This is a genomic window from Arcobacter sp. s6, assembly GCF_040884245.1.
In the GTDB taxonomy this organism is placed as follows: Bacteria; Campylobacterota; Campylobacteria; order Campylobacterales; family Arcobacteraceae; genus Aliarcobacter.
Map to the genome: position 1 here is coordinate 132652 of NZ_JBEVTN010000001.1, position 18539 is coordinate 151190.

Consider the following 18539-nt stretch of genomic DNA (forward strand, 5'->3'; position numbering starts at 1 on the left):
TTACTAATAAATTAAAAAATCATAAAAAATTTAAAATAGTGATTCGCCTATGAAAAAAAGAGATTTATTTATAATAGTTTATTGCATAATTATTGTTTTATCAGTAATGTATGCAACACAACCTTTGCAACCTTTGCTCGCAAAAGAATTTGATATCTCAATTACTAAAGCTTCACAATTTACAGCTGTAATAATGCTTTTTTTAGCCATATCTCCAATAATATATGGATATATTTTAGAAAAAGTAAATGCAAAAAAAATGTTAATAAACTCTTCAATTATACTTTTTATTACAAATATTTTTTTAGGATTATCAAGCTCTTATGAACTATTTTTACTTTTTAGAATAGTAGAAGCCTTAGTTGTTCCTGCAATTTTAACTTCACTTATGAGTATCTTAGCAAACATAGACAAAGAAAATATCAAATTTAATATGTCTATTTATGTGGCCTCAACTGTATTTGGAGGACTTATAGGAAGAGTTTTCTCAGGTTTTATTGCAACAAACTTTTCATATCAGTTTGTATTTTATTCATTATCACTTGCAATTTTAATTTCTATTTATTTTATATCTAAATTATCATATGAAGGTGAAGCTAATATCATAAAACCTCAGCTTTCTCATATAAGTGAAATACTAAAAGATAAAAAGTTTTCTACAGTTTATATTTTGATGTTTTGTGTATTTTTTGTATTTTCTGGAGTATTAAATATACTTCCTTTTAGAGTAAAAGAAATCTCATCTAATGTATCTGAATTTCAAATTTCATTATTGTATCTAGGTTATGGAATGGGAATTTTAGTTTCATTAAACTCAAGAAAGATTATAAACTTTTTTAAAAATGAAATAAATACAGTTTTATTTGGTTTAGTTCTTTTTTTATTTATCACTATATTTTTAGTTATAAAAGATATTTTGATTTTATTTTTACTTATTTTTCTATTTTGCTTAGGAATGTTTACAGTTCATAGTGTAAGCACTGGACTTGCAAACTCTATGAAAGAATCTCAGAAATCACTTACTTCTGGAATGTATCTAACATTTTATTATTTAGGTGGAGCATTTGGTTCTTATATTCCATCTATTATTTATGAAAAATTTGGATGGAATAGTGTTATTTATATGTTTTGTGCAATCTTAATTGGAACTATGTTTTTACTTGTAAAAAGAAAAAAACTATTTGATAATTTATAATTAAAGGATTTTTATGGAAGTTATATCATTACTATTTATTCTCACATCAATAATTATTATTTTAACACCTGGTCAAGATATGATTTTAGTGATGTCTCAGTCTATTTCACATGGTAAAAAAGCTGGAATTATTACAGCATTGGGAGTAAGTGGAGGATTATTAGGACATACATTATTAGCAACAGTTGGCTTAGGATCATTACTTATGGCTTCAGATTGGTTATTTGATGTAATTAAATTTATTGGGGCTACGTATTTGATTTATATAGGGTATCAACTATTAGTTAGTAAAAGTCCTAAACTAGCAATAAAAACTCTTCCTAAAGTTTCATATAAAAAGATGTTTATACAAGGTGCTATTACAAATATTATGAATCCTAAAATTACAATATTTTACTTCTCATATCTTCCTCAATTTGTAACTTTAAATACAGGAACAGAATCATTACAGCTTTTTATTTTGGGAATTACATTTGCTATTTTAACTTTTTTTATCAAAGCACCTATTGGTTTCATATCAGGTACATTATCATTTTGGATTCAAGCAAGACCTATTGTTCTAAAATACATAAATAAAACAAGTGGTGTGATTCTTATTGGATTAGGTTTAAAATTAGCAATGGAACAAAAAGCTTAAAATTCTTTAACTTTTTTAAATAAAAGTTAAAGAGTTTTTTCTATTTCTATAAAGAATTTTATCATCTGCAAAAACAACACTATTTTCTATTTTCTTATTTATTATTCCATGATCAGGAGATTTTATACATACAGGATCAGCTGCATTCATATCACCTGTTAACGCAAAAGCTTGACATCTACATCCTCCAAAATCCTTCTCTTTTTCATCACAAGTTCGACAAGGCTCTTTCATCCAGCTATCACCTCTGAAATAGTTAAATGCTGTTGATTCATTCCATATTTGCTCAATTGAAAACTCTTTTACACTTGGAAATGTTAAAGGTAAGGTATTTGCAGTATTGCAAGGAAGTGCTACACCATCTGGATTTATAGTTAAAAATGTTGTACCCCAACCATTCATACAAGCTTTTGGTCTTGTTGCAAAATAATCAGGAACAACAAAAAATACTTTCATATCTTTTCTTTGTTCTCTATAATATTTTGTTACTTCTCTTGCTTTTGTAATTTGCTCTTGAGATGGTAAAAGTGCATTTACATTTTTTAATGCCCAACCATAATATTGAATATTTGCTATTTCTAAATAATTTGCTCCTAAACTTTCAGCTAATTCAATAATTTCACCAACTTGATGAATATTCTGTCTTGTTATACAAGTATTTATAATCAACTGTAGACCTGCTTTTTTTACTTCTTTTGCAAAAGCCATTTTTTCATCATATGAATTTTTATTATTAGTAATTAAAGTCATAGTATCTCTATCATGAGATTGAATACCTAGCTGAACTGTTTTAAGTCCTGCTTCTTTTAATTTTTTAACTATTCCCTTTGGAGCTCCCACTCCTGAAGTTATAAGGTTTGTGTAAAATTTTAAAAGATTTGCTTTTTCAACAATATCAACTACATCTTTATTTAATAAAGGCTCACCACCAGAAATTCCTAATTGTACTGCTCCCATTTCTCGTGCTTGCTCCATCACTCTAAACCAATCTTCTTTGCTCATTGCATCTTTTGTTTTTGCAAAATCTAGTTGATTATAACAATATGCGCACTCTAGGGGGCACTTGTGAGTTAACTCTAAAAGTATCCATAAAGGTGGTTTTATTTCATTATTCATAACTTATCCAATTTCTATTTTGTGCTTCTTCTAAAAAGCTTTTTATATCTTGTGTTAAATCTTCTACTTCAAATTTTTCACATAAAAGTTTATTTATATTTTCTGTATTATTTTGCCCATCACAAAGAGCTAGGATTTCCCCAGCACTTTGATTTAATTGAACCATCCCCTCAGGATAAAGTAAAACATAACAGTTTTGTCTATCTTCCCATTGAAATTGGAAATTTGGATTTATTTTAATTTTTTTATCTAAATTTTGCATTTTTTCCTACTTACAATTAAAATATGGTGGTCTTTTTAGTTCGTATGCTAAGTATAAAGCATCACACATTGTCCATAATATATCTAGTTTAAATTGTAAAATAGTAAAAGCTTTTTCTTGAAGCTCTCTTGTATTAAACTCTTCTAGGGTTATATTTAAACCATGTTGAACATCTCGTCTTGCTTCACTTAATCTTTTTTGAAAATATCTTAAACCTTTTTGCTCAATCCAAGGATAATTATTTGGCCATGTACTTAGTCTTTGTTGATGAATTTGAGGAGCAAACATTTCAGTTAAAGATGACATTGCAGCCTCTTTCCAAGGAGCTCGCCTTGCAAAATTTACATATGCATCAACTGCAAATCTAACAGATGGCAATAAAAATTTATGAGAAATTAAATCCTCTTTTTTAAGTCCAACTGCTTCACCTAATTCAAGCCATGCTTCAATTCCTCCACCAACACTATCATGGTCTATAATTCTATCTATCCACTTTCTTCTATCTTCTAAACTAGGACAATTTGACATAATAGCTGCATCTTTAATAGGAATCATACATTGATAATAAAATCTGTTTGCAACCCAACCTTGAATCTCTTCTTTAGTGCAAGAACCTTCATACATTCTTATATGAAATGGATGATTTATGTGATACATACTTCCCATATCTCTTAATTTTGTTTCAAATTCTTCTTTGCTGTAAGCTTCTTGCATTTTTTTCTCCTATTTATTAAATAAATTTTCTTTAAATTTCTATACTCATACCATCATAAGATATTTCAATTCCATGGGATATAAGCTCTTTATACTCTGGATTTGACTCATCTAAAATAGGATTTGTATTATTTATATGAATCAAAATCTTTCTTGGTTTTTCTAAAGTATCAAGAACTTTAATTAAACCATCTTCTCCATTTAAAGGAATATGACCCATCTCAGTTCCTAGTTTTTTAGAAAAATTTCCTTTTATCATCTCATCATTTGTCCACAAAGTACCTTCTAATAATAAAATATCAGCTTTTGCCATCTCTTCTAAAATATGATCTTCAAGAACTCCAAGTCCTGGAAGATAAAAAAGTCTTTTTCCTGTATTTTTATTTACAACTGTAACACCAATATTATCACCCTTTCTTGGCTTATCTCTATAAGCTGAGTATGGAGGTGCATTTGAGATTAGTGAGTGTGCATAAAATTCATAACTTGGCATCACTGGGATTTCAAACTTTGTAGTACTATTTGGAAGAATTTCATGCCAAAAAGTTCCACCACCATCCCAGTGTTTTAACATTTTAAATAAAGGGAAAGTTGTATTTAATTCTTCATTTACCTCTTTTGTGCAATATATTTGATGAGGGCAACCTTCTCTTAACATCAAAAGTCCAGTTGTGTGATCTATTTGTGCATCATTAAAAATTATTGCTTTTATTTTAGTTTCTCTTTTTTGTGTAGGGTGTAAAAAAGGTGAATTATGAATTTGTTCTAAAATATCAGGAGAAGTGTTAAACAAAACCCAATTAACACCATCCTCACTAATAGTAATTGAACTTTGTGTTCTTCTTTTAATTGTAGTTTTACCTTCTCTGTAACCTTTACAATTATCGCAATTACAATTAAACTGAGGAAGTCCTCCTCCTGCGCTTGAACCTAAGATTTCTATTTTCATATTATTCCTAACTCTTTTTATAATTGAATCAATTTTAAATAAACTCAATAATAAAAAGAGCAAGAAAGGAAACTAATCCTTCCTTGCTAATTAAAACTTACAATTAAGACCTATTATTCATGACAAATATACATTGTCACTTCAAATCCGAATCTATTATCAACGAACATTGGTTTTTCCCATTTCATAATATTGCCCTCCTTTCATAAGATTTACACAAATCTATTTTGATTTATGTAGTTTAAATACGTGAACTGTTCCACCTTGGTTAATTTCCTTAATCTGTTTTGCAACTTCACCACCCCATAAAGGAACAGCTCCACCCCAACCTGAAACGATTGAAATATATTGTTCACCATTTTGTTCCCAAGTAACAGGAGATCCAACGATTCCAGATCCAACTTGGAATGAATACAAGATTTCACCTGTTTCATCATCAAATGCTAAGAATTTACCTTCAGGTGTTCCTGTAAATACAAGTCCACCAGCAGTTGTTAAAACTCCTCCCCATAATGGTGCAGGGTTTTTATATTCCCATTTAACTTTTCCACTTAGTGGCTCGATTGCTTTTAAAGAACCAATATGATCTTCAAAAATAGGTTTGATTGTAAATCCAGCACCTAAATATGCAGCACCTTTTTTATAAGAAACTGGTTGATTCCAAATATCCATTCCCCACTCATTAGATGGAACATAGAAATTCTTTGTTTTTTGTGAGTAAGCCATTGGCATCCAGTTTTTAGCTCCCAAGAATGCAGGAACAGCAAATACTGATGAACCTTTTGATTCAGCACCTGGATTTCCTGGTCTTCCATCATCTGTATAAATTGGTCTACCATCTTTTCCAATACCTGTTGCCCATGTAATATTTGAAACAAATGGGTTTGCAGTAACAAATTTACCATTAGTTCTATTTAATACATAGAAGAATCCATTTCTATCAGCAGTTGCAGCTAGTTTTTCAATTTTCCCATCTTTATTTGTATAGTCAAATGAAATTAATTCATTTACACCATCAAAATCCCAACCGTCATGAGGAGTTGTTTGATAATGCCAAACAATTTTTCCAGTATCAGGATCAAGTGCTAATCTTGAAGATGAATATAAATTATCTCCAGGTCTTAAATGTGAATTCCAAGGAGCAGGATTTCCTGTTCCCATAAAAATTAAGTTAGTATCAGGATCATAAGTTCCACCTAACCAAGTTGCTGCACCTCCAGATTTCCATAAATCTCCAGGCCATGTTTTACCAGCTTCTCCACCAGTTATTCCATTTTCTTTCCCATTTAAGTAACCCATATGACCTTCAACAGTTGGTCTAGTCCATACTACTTCACCTGTTTTTGCATTTCTTGCTTCAACTTTTCCAACAATACCGAACTCACCACCTGCAACACCTGTGATTACCATATCTTTTACAATCATCGGAGCAGCTGTTATTGAGTAACCATCTTTATACTCTTCAACTTTTTTCTTCCAAACTACATTTCCAGTTTTTCTATCAAGTGCAACTAATTTTGCATCAAGAGTTCCGAAAATTACTAAGTTATCATAAATAGCAACACCTCTGTTGATAACGTCACAACAAGGTAAAATTGCATCTGGAAGTTTTGCATCATATTGCCAAATTTCTTCACCATTTGCTATATTAATAGCAAAAACTCTAGAGTAAGAACCTGTAACATACATAACACCATCTTTGATGATTGGTTGAGACTCTTGTCCTCTTTGTTTTTCACCACCAAAAGAGAAATTCCATACAGGAACTAAATCTTTAATTGTATTTTTATTGATTTGTTCAAGTGTTGAATATCTTTGACCTTGTTGCCCCAACCCGTAAGTTAAAACATCTTCTGTAGACTTCGCATCATTTGAAATTTCAGTATAAGTAACTGGATTGTATGATGGTTCTGTAACCTTATTTGTGTTACTATTTGCTTGAGCGCTAATTAGGGCACAAAGTGTAACGGCAGCGGCACTAGTTAGTAGCTTTTTTTTAATCATTTTCTCTCCTTAATTATTGTCTTAGCAAAAGTATACATGACATTTATAGCCTAAGTTTAGCCATGACTCACTTTTTTTGATTTGAATCCTACAAAGGCCATTATTAGGCTAATTAGCAATGAAATTCCTAAAATTAGAAATATTTCTAAGTCAAATTTTTCATATAAAGAAAATCTAATAGCCTCTACAACATAAGTAAATGGGTTATAAGATGAGATATTAAATAATAAAAGTGATGAATCTTTTATTTTCCATAAAGGATAAAGTGCAGAACTTAAAAAAAACATAGGAAAAATTACAAAATTCATCACCGTTGCAAAATTTTCTAGCTGCTTAATAACAGATGAAATAAAAAGTGCAAAAGCATTTAATATAATTGATGAAATCATAATAATAGGAATAGTTAAAATAATTGCACCATATGAAATATCAACACCATAAAGAATTGCAACTATTAAAAAAGTAATAGCTTGTAAAGTTGAAACAATTGCTGTTGCAAACATTTTACAAAATAGTAAATAATTTCTATTTATATAAGAAGTTAAAAGTATTTTCATACTTCCCATTTCTCTATCAAATATCATAGTTAGTGAGCTTTGCATTCCATTAAAAAGTAAAACCATTCCTACAAGTCCAGGAACTATATATGTTTCATAGGTAATATAAGTTTCATAAGGTGGAATTATTGCTAATCCTAAAGCTGTTTTAAAACCAACAGAAAAAATAAAAAGCCATAAAAGTGGTCTAACAAGAGCTGAAAAGAATCTGCTTTTTTGTTTTAAAAATCTAATTAGCTCTTTATAAACGATTCCTTTCATACAATATATATATTTTTTCATCTCTCTACCTTACTAAATAATTGAAAGTTTCAACTAGGTTTTCTTTTTTGTGTTTAACAATTATATTTTTTACAATTCCAGATTCCACAATTTTTCCTGTTTTAATTAAAGTAACATTATCATCTTCTTCAATTTCATCAAATAAATGAGTAATCCACAATACAGATATATTTTTTGTAGAAACAAGCTGTCTTACATAAGCTAAAATATCAAATCTACTTTTTAAATCAAGGCCAACAGTTGGCTCATCAAGTAAAAGTAATTTTGGTTTATTTATCAAAGCTCTTAAAATCTCAACCCTTCTTCTATGCCCTCCATTTAAATTCCGCACTTGAGTATCTAAATGTTCTTCTAGTTCAAGTTTTTTAATTTCATCAGCTATTGTTAAAATTGTTTGTTTAAAATCAAGCCCTTTTAAAGCACCATAATAATAAAGGTTTTGTTTTACAGTTAAATCTAAATCCAAAGTCGGTTCTTGAAAAACAATTCCAATATCTTTTAGGGCATTTGAATAATCTTTTATTGGAAAGTTATTGATAGTAATTTCTCCAACTACAAGATTTTGCAATCTTGTAATTAAAGAAAAAATAGTAGATTTACCAGCACCATTAAGTCCTAGTAAAACGCTAAAGGTTCCCTCTTCTATAGAAAAATTTATATTATCTAAAACCTTTTTCTTTCCATAGGAAAAATCTACATGATTTACTTCTAGTATTTTTTTTTTCATATTTTATTTATTTTGTGGAATTACAGCTAATCCCCAAGGATATCTTCCAACAGGTATTGATTTTTCTACTTTTAAAGAATCTACATCAATAACTGAAACATCTCCACTTACACCATTTGTTGTATAAAGTTTTTTCTCATCATGTGCAAAATCTAATTGCCATACTCTTTTTCCAACTAATAAATATTTTATAACTTTGAATGTTTGCGCATCCACAACAGCAACATGATTTGCAGGTCCAAGTGCTACAAAAGCATATTTTCCATCGCTTGTTAGTTTAATTCCAACTGGTTGAATTAAGTCTTTAAAAACTCCTGGAATTTTAAAAGAAACTTTTCCAATGCTCTCTTTTGTTTTTGAGTCAACTATCATGACAGTTCCACCAATTTCACTTGAAGCCCAAACTCTATCACCACTTTTTGTAAATTCAATATGTCTTGGTCTTTGATCAACTAATGTATTATGAATAATCTTTTTTGTTTTTGTATCAATCCAGTGTAAAAAGTTTGATGTTTCAGTTGTGTTTATAGCAACCGTTCCATCAGGACTTACAGCCATCCCCTCAGGTTCAACTCCAACTTCTATTTGAGTAATTACACTTCTATTTACTGTGTCAATTACAGTTACAATTGCATCATCTTCATTTGAAACATATAACTCTTTTCCATCAGGAGTAAGTGCGAATTGTTCAGGATCTTCACCTGATGGTAAGTTATATATGATTTTTTTTGTTTTTAAATCTAATACTTGAACAGTATCATCATCACTTGCACATATATATAACTGAGTTTTATCATTGTTTAATAATATACCTCTTGGTCTTTGACCTACTTTTATAGTATCCGTTACTTTATTTGTAAGTGAATCAATAACAGAAATAGTATTATCCTTTTCATTTGATACATAAATAGTATCTGCTAATAATGAGCTTGTTAATATAGCAATAGTTAATATTTTTTTCTTCATAAATTTAACTCCAATTTTATTTTGATGAATTCTATACTATCTTTATAGCCTAAGTTTAGCGATTATTTTTGCTAAACTCAGGCTATAAATATTTAATATAATCCTTATAAACCATTAAAGGGAAAAAAATGAAAACTCTAATATCTTTTCTATTTTTATTATCTATCATAAATGCAGATGTTTTAAATGTAAATATTTTATATTTAGAGCAAAAAATCCAAAAGCCACCTGTTTTATCAAATATAATTGAAGAACCCGAAGATTTAGGAATAAAAGGTGCCGAGATTGCCATAATAGATAGTAATAAAAGTGCAAAATTCTTAAATCAAAACTTCACTTTAGAAAGTAAAACATCTTTTGATGAAAATGAATTAATTTCTGTATTTGAAGAGTTTATAAAAAACAAAAATAGCTATGTATTATTAAATGTAGAAGATGTACTTTTGGAAAAACTACTTAAAAATCCCCTTTCAAAAGATGCCTTACTTATAAATGCAAGTAGCCAAAATACAAATCTTAGAAAAACTATTTGCCAAAACAACCTACTTCACACAAGTGCAAGTAATGCTATGCTTTATGATGGATTAGTTCAATTTTTAGTAAAAAGAGATTTTAAAAAAATATTTTTATTAAGTGGCAAAAATCCAAAAGATTTACAAATCAAAGAAGATATTAAAAGAGCTGCCAAAAAGTTTGGAGCACAAATTGTTGTTGAAAAAGATTGGGATAATAATAGTGATATTAGAAGAAAGGCAACTGACGAGTTTCCTGTATTTACACAAGCTAAAGATTATGATGTAATTTTACTTGCTGATTATTATGGTGATTTTGGAGAGTTTGTATATTTTAACTCTTGGCTTCCAAGACCAGTTGCAGGAACGCAAGGTCTAACTCCTGTTTTATGGCATAAAGTAATAGAACAATGGGGTGCAGCTCAAATGCAAAGTAGATTTGAAAAATTTTCTTCAAGATGGATGGAATCAAGGGATTATTCAAATTGGTTAGCAATAAGAACTATTATTACATCAATTTCAAAAACAAAAACAGCTGATTTAAAAACAAATTTAGACTATATTTATTCTGATGATTTTGATGTGGCTGCTTATATGGGAAGAAAACTATCTTTTAGGGATTATAATGGACAGGTTAGAATTCCTATCTCTTTAGTTCAACCAAGAGCTTTGATTTCTACTTCCCCTCAAGTTGGTTTTTTGCATCCAACTACTGATTTAGATACTTTGGGAATAGCACCTTTTGAAATGGAATGTAAAAAATGAAAAAAACCTTTTTATTAACTCTTTTTTTATGCTCTTTTTTAAAAGCTAATTATGAAATAATAGATAATGAAAATCTTTTTTTAGTAAAAACGCCTAATAAAAGTTTTCAAGAAAATTTATTAAATCTAAAAGATGAGATAAATTTTCAAGGTTTTACTATAGTTTATGAACTAAATCTTGCAAAAACTACAAATGAACTAGCTGTTTTACTTGAAAAAAAAGAGATTCTACAAGAGGGAATAAATCTAGGTCTTTGTAAAAGTAGTTTTACTTTACAAATGATAGAAGAAAATTACAATAATATCAACTACTGCCCCCTTGCTATTTCTATTTATAAAAAAAATGATGAAAACTATATCTCTTATAAATTTTACAAGCCTTTTAAAAAAGATGATGGAATCGCCAATAAAATAAATGAAACATTAAAAAATCTGATTATAAAAAGTGTAGAATAAAAGAAATTTCTATACACTGTGCTTTTAAATGGAGATAAATATGAATAATAAAAAAATACCACTTTCTGTATTAGATTTAGTTCCAGTTGCAGTTGGTTTCTCAATATCACAAGCCATAGAAAATAGTTCAAAACTTGCATGTGCGGTTGAGAAGTTTGGATATGAGCGTTATTGGGTAGCTGAACATCACAATTTTAGTGGAATTGCTAGTGCTGCTACATCTGTAATATTAAGTTATATTGGAGCAAAAACAACAAAAATTAGAATAGGTTCAGGAGGGATCATGCTTCCTAATCATGCTCCATTGGTTATTGCTGAACAATTTGGAACTTTGGAATCTTTATATCCAAATAGAATAGATTTAGGTTTAGGACGAGCCCCAGGAACTGATAAACAAACAATGTTAGCTTTAAGACGTGATCCAAATAATGACGGTTCAGACTTTCCAATGATGCTTAAATATTTACAATACTATTTATCAAATGAAGCTGGAAGCAAAGGTATAAAAGCAATACCTGGATATGGATTAGATATTCCAATTTGCTTACTTGGTTCTAGTACTTTTAGTGCCCAATTAGCAGCACAAAAAGGTTTGCCTTTTGTTTTTGCCTCACACTTTGCCCCTGATTCAATGGATGATGCAGTAAAAATATATAAGGCAAACTTCAAGCCATCAAAACAGCTAAGAGAGCCTTATATAATGATTTGTATAAATGTAATTTGTGCCCAAACAAATGAGCAAGCTCAATACTTAGCAACAAGTGAACTTCAAAAATTTCTTCATCTACATAGAGGTGACGATAAACAATTACAAAAACCTACAAAAGATATGAGTAGTTTATGGGAAGATTGGGAAGAAAAAAGTATAAGACATAAAACAAGAGAATCAATATGGGGAACACCCCAAGTTGTCAAAGAAAGACTTGAAAGTTTAATCGCAAGAACTGGTACAAATGAAATAATGATAAATGCCATGATACATAATCCAGAGGATAGAATAAAATCTTATGAGCTGATTTCAGAAGTTTGGTTTGGGTGATATTTTTAGGAAAAAGGGATATAAAAGAATTTAAAGTGTCAATAAACTTTATCTTATTATCTAAAAAATATTTTGCTTTTAAAATATAAGTATACATTAGTTAAAATAAAATAAAAAACAGAGATAAAGTATGATAGAGGAATTATTAAAGAATATTGAAAATATAGAAGAATGTATTTTCAGAACAATTAGAAGTAATGTGTTTAAATTTAAAAAAGAAGAAATGCAATTTTTAAATAACTTTGGCGATGAAATTGAAAAAAGTAAAGAACTTGCAATTCGTATTGGTAAAGACGCTTTTAATAACTTTGACTCAAGTTTAAGAAGTATTGCAATATTAGTAAACTTAAGAAATTTATATGTATTATTAGCAATAAAAATTCAAGATGAATCAAATAAAACTTTTTTAGATGGCATAATTAGTGAGAGAGGAGAGAATGCTCAACTTGAAAGTATTGTTAAAATAATTATTGATTTTAAGCCTGCTATTAAAAAATTAAAAAGACAATATGATGAATATTTAGAACTAGAAAATAGTAATTCTATTTTTGAAGAAACAAAAATAGATAAAAATGAAATATTATTATATTTAAATAAATCTTTGACCGAATTATCAAATGAAACGACAATTCCCCAACAAGAAAAAGAAAAGTTAATTATTGTTTATAAAGAAGTAATTAAAGAAGTAGAAAAGAAACAAACTAATTGGCAAAAAGTTTTGGGTTTTTTTAATGTTATGGCTATTGCTTTAACCATATATACTTCTGTTCCAACAGTAATGCAAGACCTTCGTAAAGCTTATTCTGAAGTTACAAAAGGTGTAAATATATTTAGTGAAAAAAAAGAATTTAAAATAAAAGTTTTAGATAATCAATCAATTAAATTAATCGAAGAAGTAAATCAATCTTAAATAAAAAAAAGTGAAAAAGATGCCATGCAATTTTTTTATAAAGATTCCACTTTTAGTAAGTTTTTTTAAGGATATTTTACAAACTCTTTATAAGTTTTATCTTCATACTTATTTTTCTTCTTTTCCATTTTTATAAGCAGGAAGAGATAATCCAATTGAATTTTTTAGTATATTTTTAGCTAGAAGTAGCGTCTGTCTACTTTATCTCTTAGTCTTGTTATTGGATTTTCACTTGTATCTATTTTAAATTTTAAACAAATTAACCATAAAAAGTGTAAATTGAGTATAATAATAAATTAGTTTTAAGAAGTGAAAAAACTAATAACACTTAATATTAAAAATTAAAGCAAAACTAAAACAATAAGAATTAATGATAACTAAACTATGACTATATTGTCCTATCATAAGGTAATATCTATTAATAAGTTAAAATTCAATAGTAAAGAGGATAAGAAGATAAATGAAATTAATAATTGTCTTTTTTATATTTATATTAAACATACAAGCTGGAAATCTGGAAAGAGAACTATCAAGAATGATAGGCTGGACTATTGTTGGAAACGTCGAAATAATTGGAACTATCGATGAGGGGAAGGAAGATAGTATGTTTAGAGGTTGCAATGGAAAAAATATTATTGTTTTCAGTAATAATTTAAAAGCGTTATGTATCTCTTATGAACTTGCTCTAGAAATAAGACCAACTGCAATAATATTTAATAAAAATACTACAATAGACAACAGAGAAGTAAAAATGTACAAAATGCTAGTAAAAGATACTATTTACAATATAAATCCAAGATAACTACTAATTTAAATTTTTAACTAAGTAATCATTTTCTTACATTCTTTTATCCTCAAAAATCATAATTTAAAATTTAGAGTACATATTACAGATATAAAATAAATAAAAAATAAGACCCAAAGTTAGGGTCTTATTCTTTTGTAGTATTATTAAAACTTAACTTCAACAGCAGCTACAACTGTTTGCATATCTTCTAAACTACCTTCATCAAATGTACCTAATGCATATCTTAAACTTACAGTTGCACTTTTATTAAGTTCATAAGCTAAACCTGCATCATATTCTGTGATTTTTAAATCTTTGTTGATACTACTAAATGTTGCATCTTTAATAATATGCTGAGCTAAATTTGATTCTAGTGTTAAATCTTTTGTTAAATCATATGCTAAATTTAAAGCTACAATTGTAGTATCTCCATATTTTCCAACTCTATCAAGAGAAGCTGTTCCTAAATCATCATTTGTTAAATATGTTACTGGTAAATTTTCACCTGACACATATCCATCTTTTGTAGTAAGTGCAGCAAATCCAATATTTAGATTATCTATTTGTTTAGCAACTTTTAAATAAGCTCCAAACATTTTTTCATCACTTTGACCTGCTGTTGAATTACTTCTATCCCCTACTCTTTTTTCTATTTGTGTTTGAATATCTAAACCTGCAACTTCACCCATTGCAAAGGCATTAAACATATGGCTTGTAGCATCATTATAAATTCCAGAACTTACAGTTGTTTCTGTATTATTTTGTAAATAAACATATCTTCCACCAACTAATAGTTTATCAAGTGTCACTTGTCCACCTAAACCATAAGCATCAAAATCACCCGTTCCAGTTCCACTTGAGTTTGCACCTAAGAATGTATTTTGGTCTTCATTTGTACCTTCAACTGCTTTAAAATCAAATGCATATAATAAAGTATTTTCAATAGGTGTATAACCTAAGAAAGCTAAATCAATTTTATCTCCATTTGAACCATAAAAAGGTGTCCCATAAGTATCATTTACTCGTCCTGCTAATAAAAATTTATTTTCATTAAATGGTACTAAGACAGTTGCTTCATCCCATGTAAAAGCGTCATTATCATTATTTCCCCATGCATCGTTTTTAAGCTCAACTCTTGTGTGAACAACAACATTTTCTAATGTTTTAAAATCTAAATTAACTCTGATTTTTGAGTCGATTACTTGTTTATCTTTTTTTACAGTATCTGTATCACCTTTTACAGATATTCCTCTTACATCAGCATCTCCATAAATTTTTAAATCTGATACTAATTCAACATTTCCTGCCATTGCAGATGTAAGTGCAAGCGACGCAGCTAAACTTAATAACCCTAATTTTTTCATCTTCAGTCCTTAACTAATTTTTACAAGAATTCACCTAAAAACAAATTCCGTATTCGTTATTATATCTGACTAATATAGCCCTGCAATAGCCCTAAAATAGCCTAGATATAGCGCTTAAATAGCTTAATCATAGCATAGGATAAAAAATTATTTTTTACTGTTTTTTTAACTTATATTATAGTATGAAATAAAGGGGTTTTCTATTTATATTTTGCAAACTCTTTATATGTTTTATCTCAAACATAATAAATACTTGTTTTTCTTCTTTTTCATTTTCATAAACAGGAAGAGATAAGACAATGGCATTCTTTGGAATATTTTTAAAAAAATCTTTTGCATAAAAATCCTTCTAATATATTTGGGTAAGTTTCTAGTATTTGATTTTTTAGTTCATCTATTTTTTTTAAATCAAACTCTTGATTATTTGAGTTTTCATATTCAAGTATTTGACTTGCAGGATTTTTACTAAAAAACAAAATTCTATTTGATAAATAAATTGCTTCACTTAAATCATGGGTTACTAAAATAACTGTTACATTAAATTTTTTACATAGTTCTAAAAAATCCTTTTTTAAAGCCATTGCAGTTGGATAATCAAGTGAGATAAAAGGCTCATCTAAAAATATGACTTTTGGTTTATTAATAAAAGCTCTTACAAATGATACTCGTCTTGCCATTCCACCTGATAGATTTTTTGGATAAACATCTAAAATATCATTTAATCCTACTATTTTTAATAGTTCATTTATATGATTCATATCTTTTTCTTTTGAGATTATTAGAAGATTTTCTTTTATAGTAAGCCAAGGGATTAATCTATGATCTTGAAAAACAAATCCTATATTTGAAGATGATATAGTAACTTTTCCATTAAAATCTTTATCTAAAGATGAAGCTATATTTAAAAGTGTAGTTTTACCACAGCCAGATGGTCCAATAATAGATAAAAATTCGCCTTCTCTTACTGATATTTTAATATTTTCTAATATTTTTATATCTTTAAAAAATTTCTCTTTTATATTTATATTAATCATATTATCTCCAAATTCTCATTTTTGCTTCTATTGGATTTAGAAATATTTTTTCTATTAAAATCACAATAAAAATAAAAGCAAAAGAGTATGCAAAAATAGAAGTAATATCAAAATCTTGAAAAAATAATGCAATTTGAAAACCAACACCATCACTTCTTCCTAATAACTCAACAACTAAAACTATTTTCCAAACCAATGAAATAGTAAGTCTTGTTGTTGCCATAATATATGGATAAATTTGAGGTAAATATATTTTTCTTATAACATCTTTTTTTGGTATTTCATAAATACTTGCTAAGTCTAAATATTTTTTATCAATAGATTTTACACCTTCTCTAATATTTACAATTATTATTGGAACTTTATTTATGATAACTGCTAGTATTGCCGAAAAATCTGTTAGACCAAACCAAATATAGCAAATAATTATTGTCACTAGTGCTGGCATATTTAAACCAATTATTAGAAAAATATCTAAAAAAGAATCAATTTTAGAAAATAACCCCATAATAATTCCAAAAAAAACTCCAATAATCATTGCAATAAAAAATGCAATAAAAACTCTTTGTAGTGTTATTGATACATGATGAACTAGCTCTTTATTTAAAAGATGATCAAAAAAACTTCTTAATATATCTACAACTGAGGGAAAAACATCAGTATTTGCTAATATTGAAATTGATTGCCATAATATTACAAATGCAAATATTGATAAAAATTTATTAGGATTATTCATAGTATTTTCAAGCTCTATTTTGAATCAAAATTCCAAAATATATTATTATCCAAGAAAACACTATCTTCAACAAAACTCTTTCCACCCTCTTTTAAAAGTATTTTAAATACTTTTTGTAAATCAGTGATATTACTATCATCAAACTCTTCAATGATTCCTTTTTTATAACCATTTTTTAGTGCTTCAAACTCTTTATCATTTTTTACATTCATTTGATTTCTAATTCTATTCCACTCTTCATCACTGTTTTTTAGAATTTCTTTACTCTCTTTTGAAGCTTTTAAAAAGCCATTGATTATCTCTTTGTTATTATTTGCAAATTGAGTATCAAAAGTCCAACCCACAAAAGATACATCTTTTTTGATTCCTAATTCTTCTAATATATCTTTAATCTCTACTAATGGTTTTATATTTTTTGATTCTAATTTTGCATTAAAATGCCAAAAATTAATCGCAGCTTCCAAAGAATCATCTTCCATCTTTTTATATAAAATTGGAGCAGATGCATATAAAGGATTTACAATATCTTTTAAATCTATATCATATTTACTTTTACTATATGCTCTAAATAACAACCATGTTTTATCATAAACTCCACCTGCAATTCCAAGCTCTTTCCCTTTTAAATCAAGTAATGTTTTTATCTTGCTATTTTCATTTACAACTAATGTACCTGTAGCTTTTGAATAGGGATAAAAACTAAAATCTTTTCCTTTTACTTTTTGTGCATTTACCCAAATCCAATCATTTACAATCATATTTACATCTTTTGATTGTAAAGATACTAACTGGGCATTTTTAGAAGCTAGTTCAACAACATCTAAATTAAAACCATATTTCTTATCTAAGTTATGATATTTCAAAACATCTAATTCCCAATTTACAGTTCCAAATGCTAAAACACCTATTCGTAAATTTCCTTGTGCGTATAAACTTATTATGCTTAATAATAAAATTGAAATTAATTTATATATCACTTTTCTACCTCTATGTTTTTTTATAGAGCAATTGTATATAAGTTTTATAGCCCAATTATAGCCATTTGGTGATAATTTTTGTCGCTATAATTAGGCTATAAAATTTGTTTATACTTCCATTACATAAAAACAAAAGGACGAGAAATGAAAAAAATTACACTAGCATTACTTGCTACAACAATATTAGCTTTTGGACATGGAAGTGTTACTCCACAAGCTATTGATACTAAAAATTTAAAGCCACTTGGAGCTGAATGGTTAGAAGAAAATCCTTATAAAGGTGATGAGGCAGCAATAAAACTTGGTAAATATGCATATAGTGAGAATTGTGCTAGATGTCATGGTTTAGATGCTATTTCTGGTGGAATTGCACCTGATTTAAGAGCTTTAGATGATGGTATTGATGGTGATGAGTGGTATATGGAAAGAGTAAGAGGGGGAGCTGTTAGAAATGGAAATGTTTACATGCCTCCATTTGAAGGTGTTTTAAACCAAGAAGCTATGTGGGCAATTAGAGCTTATTTAGTATCATTACCAAAAGAATAAAAAGT

General features: G+C 28.1%; 21 protein-coding genes. 8 read left to right on the forward strand and 13 right to left on the reverse strand.

All coding sequences use genetic code 11. The features are described from left to right. Nucleotides 1-49 precede the first annotated feature (49 nt). Both ABVS04_RS00600 and ABVS04_RS00605 read left to right on the forward strand, forming a co-directional pair. On the forward strand, nt 50-1195 hold the full coding sequence (locus tag ABVS04_RS00600; RefSeq protein WP_368028708.1) for an MFS transporter: 1146 nt from the start codon (nt 50-52) through the stop codon (nt 1193-1195). A gap of 13 nt (nt 1196-1208) precedes the next feature. After that, on the forward strand, nt 1209-1832 hold the full coding sequence (locus ABVS04_RS00605; RefSeq protein WP_368028709.1) for a LysE family translocator: 624 nt from the start codon (nt 1209-1211) through the stop codon (nt 1830-1832). A gap of 15 nt (nt 1833-1847) precedes the next feature. Here ABVS04_RS00605 and pqqE read toward each other — a convergent pair whose 3' ends face one another. The 9 genes from pqqE to ABVS04_RS00650 form a co-directional block, all read right to left on the reverse strand. Beyond that, entirely contained in the window at nt 1848-2948 is a 1101-nt protein-coding gene (gene pqqE, locus ABVS04_RS00610; RefSeq protein WP_368028710.1) for a pyrroloquinoline quinone biosynthesis protein PqqE, read from the reverse strand. Beyond that, a complete protein-coding gene (gene pqqD, locus ABVS04_RS00615; protein WP_368028711.1) occupies nt 2941-3210 on the reverse strand; it encodes a pyrroloquinoline quinone biosynthesis peptide chaperone PqqD in 270 nt (89 codons plus the stop codon). Before pqqD ends, pqqE begins: the two co-directional genes overlap by 8 nt. 6 nt (nt 3211-3216) lie before the next feature. After that, nucleotides 3217-3924, reverse strand: a complete 708-nt coding sequence (gene pqqC / locus ABVS04_RS00620; protein WP_368028712.1) for a pyrroloquinoline-quinone synthase PqqC — start codon at nt 3922-3924, stop codon at nt 3217-3219. Between the two features lie 31 nt (nt 3925-3955). Continuing rightward, the gene (gene pqqB / locus ABVS04_RS00625; protein ID WP_368028713.1) at nt 3956-4873 is read right to left on the reverse strand and encodes a pyrroloquinoline quinone biosynthesis protein PqqB; all 918 of its coding nucleotides are present in this window, start codon (nt 4871-4873) and stop codon (nt 3956-3958) included. 113 nt (nt 4874-4986) lie between these two features. Continuing rightward, nucleotides 4987-5061: a pyrroloquinoline quinone precursor peptide PqqA gene (gene pqqA, locus ABVS04_RS00630; protein ID WP_128357823.1), complete on the reverse strand. Its 75-nt coding sequence runs from the start codon at nt 5059-5061 to the stop codon at nt 4987-4989. A gap of 34 nt (nt 5062-5095) precedes the next feature. Beyond that, nucleotides 5096-6877, reverse strand: a complete 1782-nt coding sequence (locus ABVS04_RS00635; protein ID WP_368028714.1) for a methanol/ethanol family PQQ-dependent dehydrogenase — start codon at nt 6875-6877, stop codon at nt 5096-5098. A 56-nt stretch (nt 6878-6933) separates the two neighbouring features. Beyond that, a complete protein-coding gene (locus tag ABVS04_RS00640) occupies nt 6934-7716 on the reverse strand; it encodes an ABC transporter permease (protein ID WP_368028715.1) in 783 nt (260 codons plus the stop codon). Between the two features lie 4 nt (nt 7717-7720). Beyond that, nucleotides 7721-8443, reverse strand: a complete 723-nt coding sequence (locus tag ABVS04_RS00645) for an ATP-binding cassette domain-containing protein (protein WP_368028716.1) — start codon at nt 8441-8443, stop codon at nt 7721-7723. Nucleotides 8444-8446: 3 nt separating this feature from the next. Next, nucleotides 8447-9409, reverse strand: a complete 963-nt coding sequence (locus ABVS04_RS00650; protein ID WP_368028717.1) for a PQQ-dependent catabolism-associated beta-propeller protein — start codon at nt 9407-9409, stop codon at nt 8447-8449. A 128-nt stretch (nt 9410-9537) separates the two neighbouring features. Here ABVS04_RS00650 and ABVS04_RS00655 point away from each other — a divergent pair, with 128 nt between their 5' ends. The 5 genes from ABVS04_RS00655 (at nt 9538) to ABVS04_RS00675 (ending at nt 13892) form a co-directional block, all read left to right on the forward strand. Next, nucleotides 9538-10686, forward strand: coding sequence for a hypothetical protein (locus ABVS04_RS00655; RefSeq protein WP_368028718.1), 1149 nt, complete (start codon nt 9538-9540; stop codon nt 10684-10686). Next, a complete protein-coding gene (locus ABVS04_RS00660; RefSeq protein ID WP_368028719.1) occupies nt 10683-11141 on the forward strand; it encodes a hypothetical protein in 459 nt (152 codons plus the stop codon). Before ABVS04_RS00655 ends, ABVS04_RS00660 begins: the two co-directional genes overlap by 4 nt. Nucleotides 11142-11181: 40 nt before the next feature. Further along, nucleotides 11182-12180, forward strand: a complete 999-nt coding sequence (locus tag ABVS04_RS00665) for an LLM class flavin-dependent oxidoreductase (RefSeq protein ID WP_368028720.1) — start codon at nt 11182-11184, stop codon at nt 12178-12180. A gap of 130 nt (nt 12181-12310) precedes the next feature. Beyond that, nucleotides 12311-13090, forward strand: coding sequence for a hypothetical protein (locus tag ABVS04_RS00670; protein WP_368028722.1), 780 nt, complete (start codon nt 12311-12313; stop codon nt 13088-13090). Between the two features lie 460 nt (nt 13091-13550). After that, entirely contained in the window at nt 13551-13892 is a 342-nt protein-coding gene (locus tag ABVS04_RS00675) for a hypothetical protein (protein WP_368028723.1), read from the forward strand. A gap of 149 nt (nt 13893-14041) precedes the next feature. Here the strand turns inward: ABVS04_RS00675 and ABVS04_RS00680 are convergent, their stop codons facing one another. The 4 genes from ABVS04_RS00680 to ABVS04_RS00695 form a co-directional block, all read right to left on the reverse strand. Continuing rightward, complete coding sequence (locus ABVS04_RS00680) at nt 14042-15241, reverse strand: hypothetical protein (RefSeq protein ID WP_368028724.1); 1200 nt, start codon at nt 15239-15241, stop codon at nt 14042-14044. A 320-nt stretch (nt 15242-15561) separates the two neighbouring features. Further along, entirely contained in the window at nt 15562-16275 is a 714-nt protein-coding gene (locus tag ABVS04_RS00685; protein ID WP_368028725.1) for an ABC transporter ATP-binding protein, read from the reverse strand. A 1-nt stretch (nt 16276) separates the two neighbouring features. After that, the gene (locus ABVS04_RS00690) at nt 16277-17011 is read right to left on the reverse strand and encodes an ABC transporter permease (protein ID WP_368028726.1); all 735 of its coding nucleotides are present in this window, start codon (nt 17009-17011) and stop codon (nt 16277-16279) included. Between the two features lie 14 nt (nt 17012-17025). Further along, complete coding sequence (locus ABVS04_RS00695) at nt 17026-17988, reverse strand: ABC transporter substrate-binding protein (RefSeq protein WP_368028727.1); 963 nt, start codon at nt 17986-17988, stop codon at nt 17026-17028. Between the two features lie 144 nt (nt 17989-18132). Here ABVS04_RS00695 and pedF point away from each other — a divergent pair, with 144 nt between their 5' ends. Beyond that, nucleotides 18133-18534 carry a cytochrome c-550 PedF gene (gene pedF / locus ABVS04_RS00700; protein ID WP_368028728.1) on the forward strand — a complete coding sequence of 134 codons (402 nt, stop codon included), beginning with the start codon at nt 18133-18135 and terminating at the stop codon, nt 18532-18534. Nucleotides 18535-18539 lie beyond the last annotated feature (5 nt).

Excerpts from the sequence above, each read along its gene's own strand:
- ABVS04_RS00605 (WP_368028709.1), top strand. The coding sequence starts at position 1,209 with ATGGAAGTTATATCATTACTATTTATTCTCACATCAATAATTATTATT.
- ABVS04_RS00655 (WP_368028718.1), top strand. The coding sequence starts at position 9,538 with ATGAAAACTCTAATATCTTTTCTATTTTTATTATCTATCATAAATGCA.
- pqqD (WP_368028711.1), bottom strand. The coding sequence starts at position 3,210 with ATGCAAAATTTAGATAAAAAAATTAAAATAAATCCAAATTTCCAATTT.
- ABVS04_RS00685 (WP_368028725.1), bottom strand. The coding sequence starts at position 16,275 with ATGATTAATATAAATATAAAAGAGAAATTTTTTAAAGATATAAAAATA.
- pqqB (WP_368028713.1), bottom strand. The coding sequence starts at position 4,873 with ATGAAAATAGAAATCTTAGGTTCAAGCGCAGGAGGAGGACTTCCTCAG.
- ABVS04_RS00640 (WP_368028715.1), bottom strand. The coding sequence starts at position 7,716 with ATGAAAAAATATATATATTGTATGAAAGGAATCGTTTATAAAGAGCTA.
- ABVS04_RS00690 (WP_368028726.1), bottom strand. The coding sequence starts at position 17,011 with ATGAATAATCCTAATAAATTTTTATCAATATTTGCATTTGTAATATTA.
- pqqC (WP_368028712.1), bottom strand. The coding sequence starts at position 3,924 with ATGCAAGAAGCTTACAGCAAAGAAGAATTTGAAACAAAATTAAGAGAT.
- ABVS04_RS00680 (WP_368028724.1), bottom strand. The coding sequence starts at position 15,241 with ATGAAAAAATTAGGGTTATTAAGTTTAGCTGCGTCGCTTGCACTTACA.
- ABVS04_RS00670 (WP_368028722.1), top strand. The coding sequence starts at position 12,311 with ATGATAGAGGAATTATTAAAGAATATTGAAAATATAGAAGAATGTATT.
- ABVS04_RS00635 (WP_368028714.1), bottom strand. The coding sequence starts at position 6,877 with ATGATTAAAAAAAAGCTACTAACTAGTGCCGCTGCCGTTACACTTTGT.
- ABVS04_RS00675 (WP_368028723.1), top strand. The coding sequence starts at position 13,551 with ATGAAATTAATAATTGTCTTTTTTATATTTATATTAAACATACAAGCT.
- ABVS04_RS00665 (WP_368028720.1), top strand. The coding sequence starts at position 11,182 with ATGAATAATAAAAAAATACCACTTTCTGTATTAGATTTAGTTCCAGTT.
- ABVS04_RS00645 (WP_368028716.1), bottom strand. The coding sequence starts at position 8,443 with ATGAAAAAAAAAATACTAGAAGTAAATCATGTAGATTTTTCCTATGGA.
- pedF (WP_368028728.1), top strand. The coding sequence starts at position 18,133 with ATGAAAAAAATTACACTAGCATTACTTGCTACAACAATATTAGCTTTT.
- ABVS04_RS00600 (WP_368028708.1), top strand. The coding sequence starts at position 50 with ATGAAAAAAAGAGATTTATTTATAATAGTTTATTGCATAATTATTGTT.
- pqqE (WP_368028710.1), bottom strand. The coding sequence starts at position 2,948 with ATGAATAATGAAATAAAACCACCTTTATGGATACTTTTAGAGTTAACT.
- ABVS04_RS00660 (WP_368028719.1), top strand. The coding sequence starts at position 10,683 with ATGAAAAAAACCTTTTTATTAACTCTTTTTTTATGCTCTTTTTTAAAA.
- ABVS04_RS00650 (WP_368028717.1), bottom strand. The coding sequence starts at position 9,409 with ATGAAGAAAAAAATATTAACTATTGCTATATTAACAAGCTCATTATTA.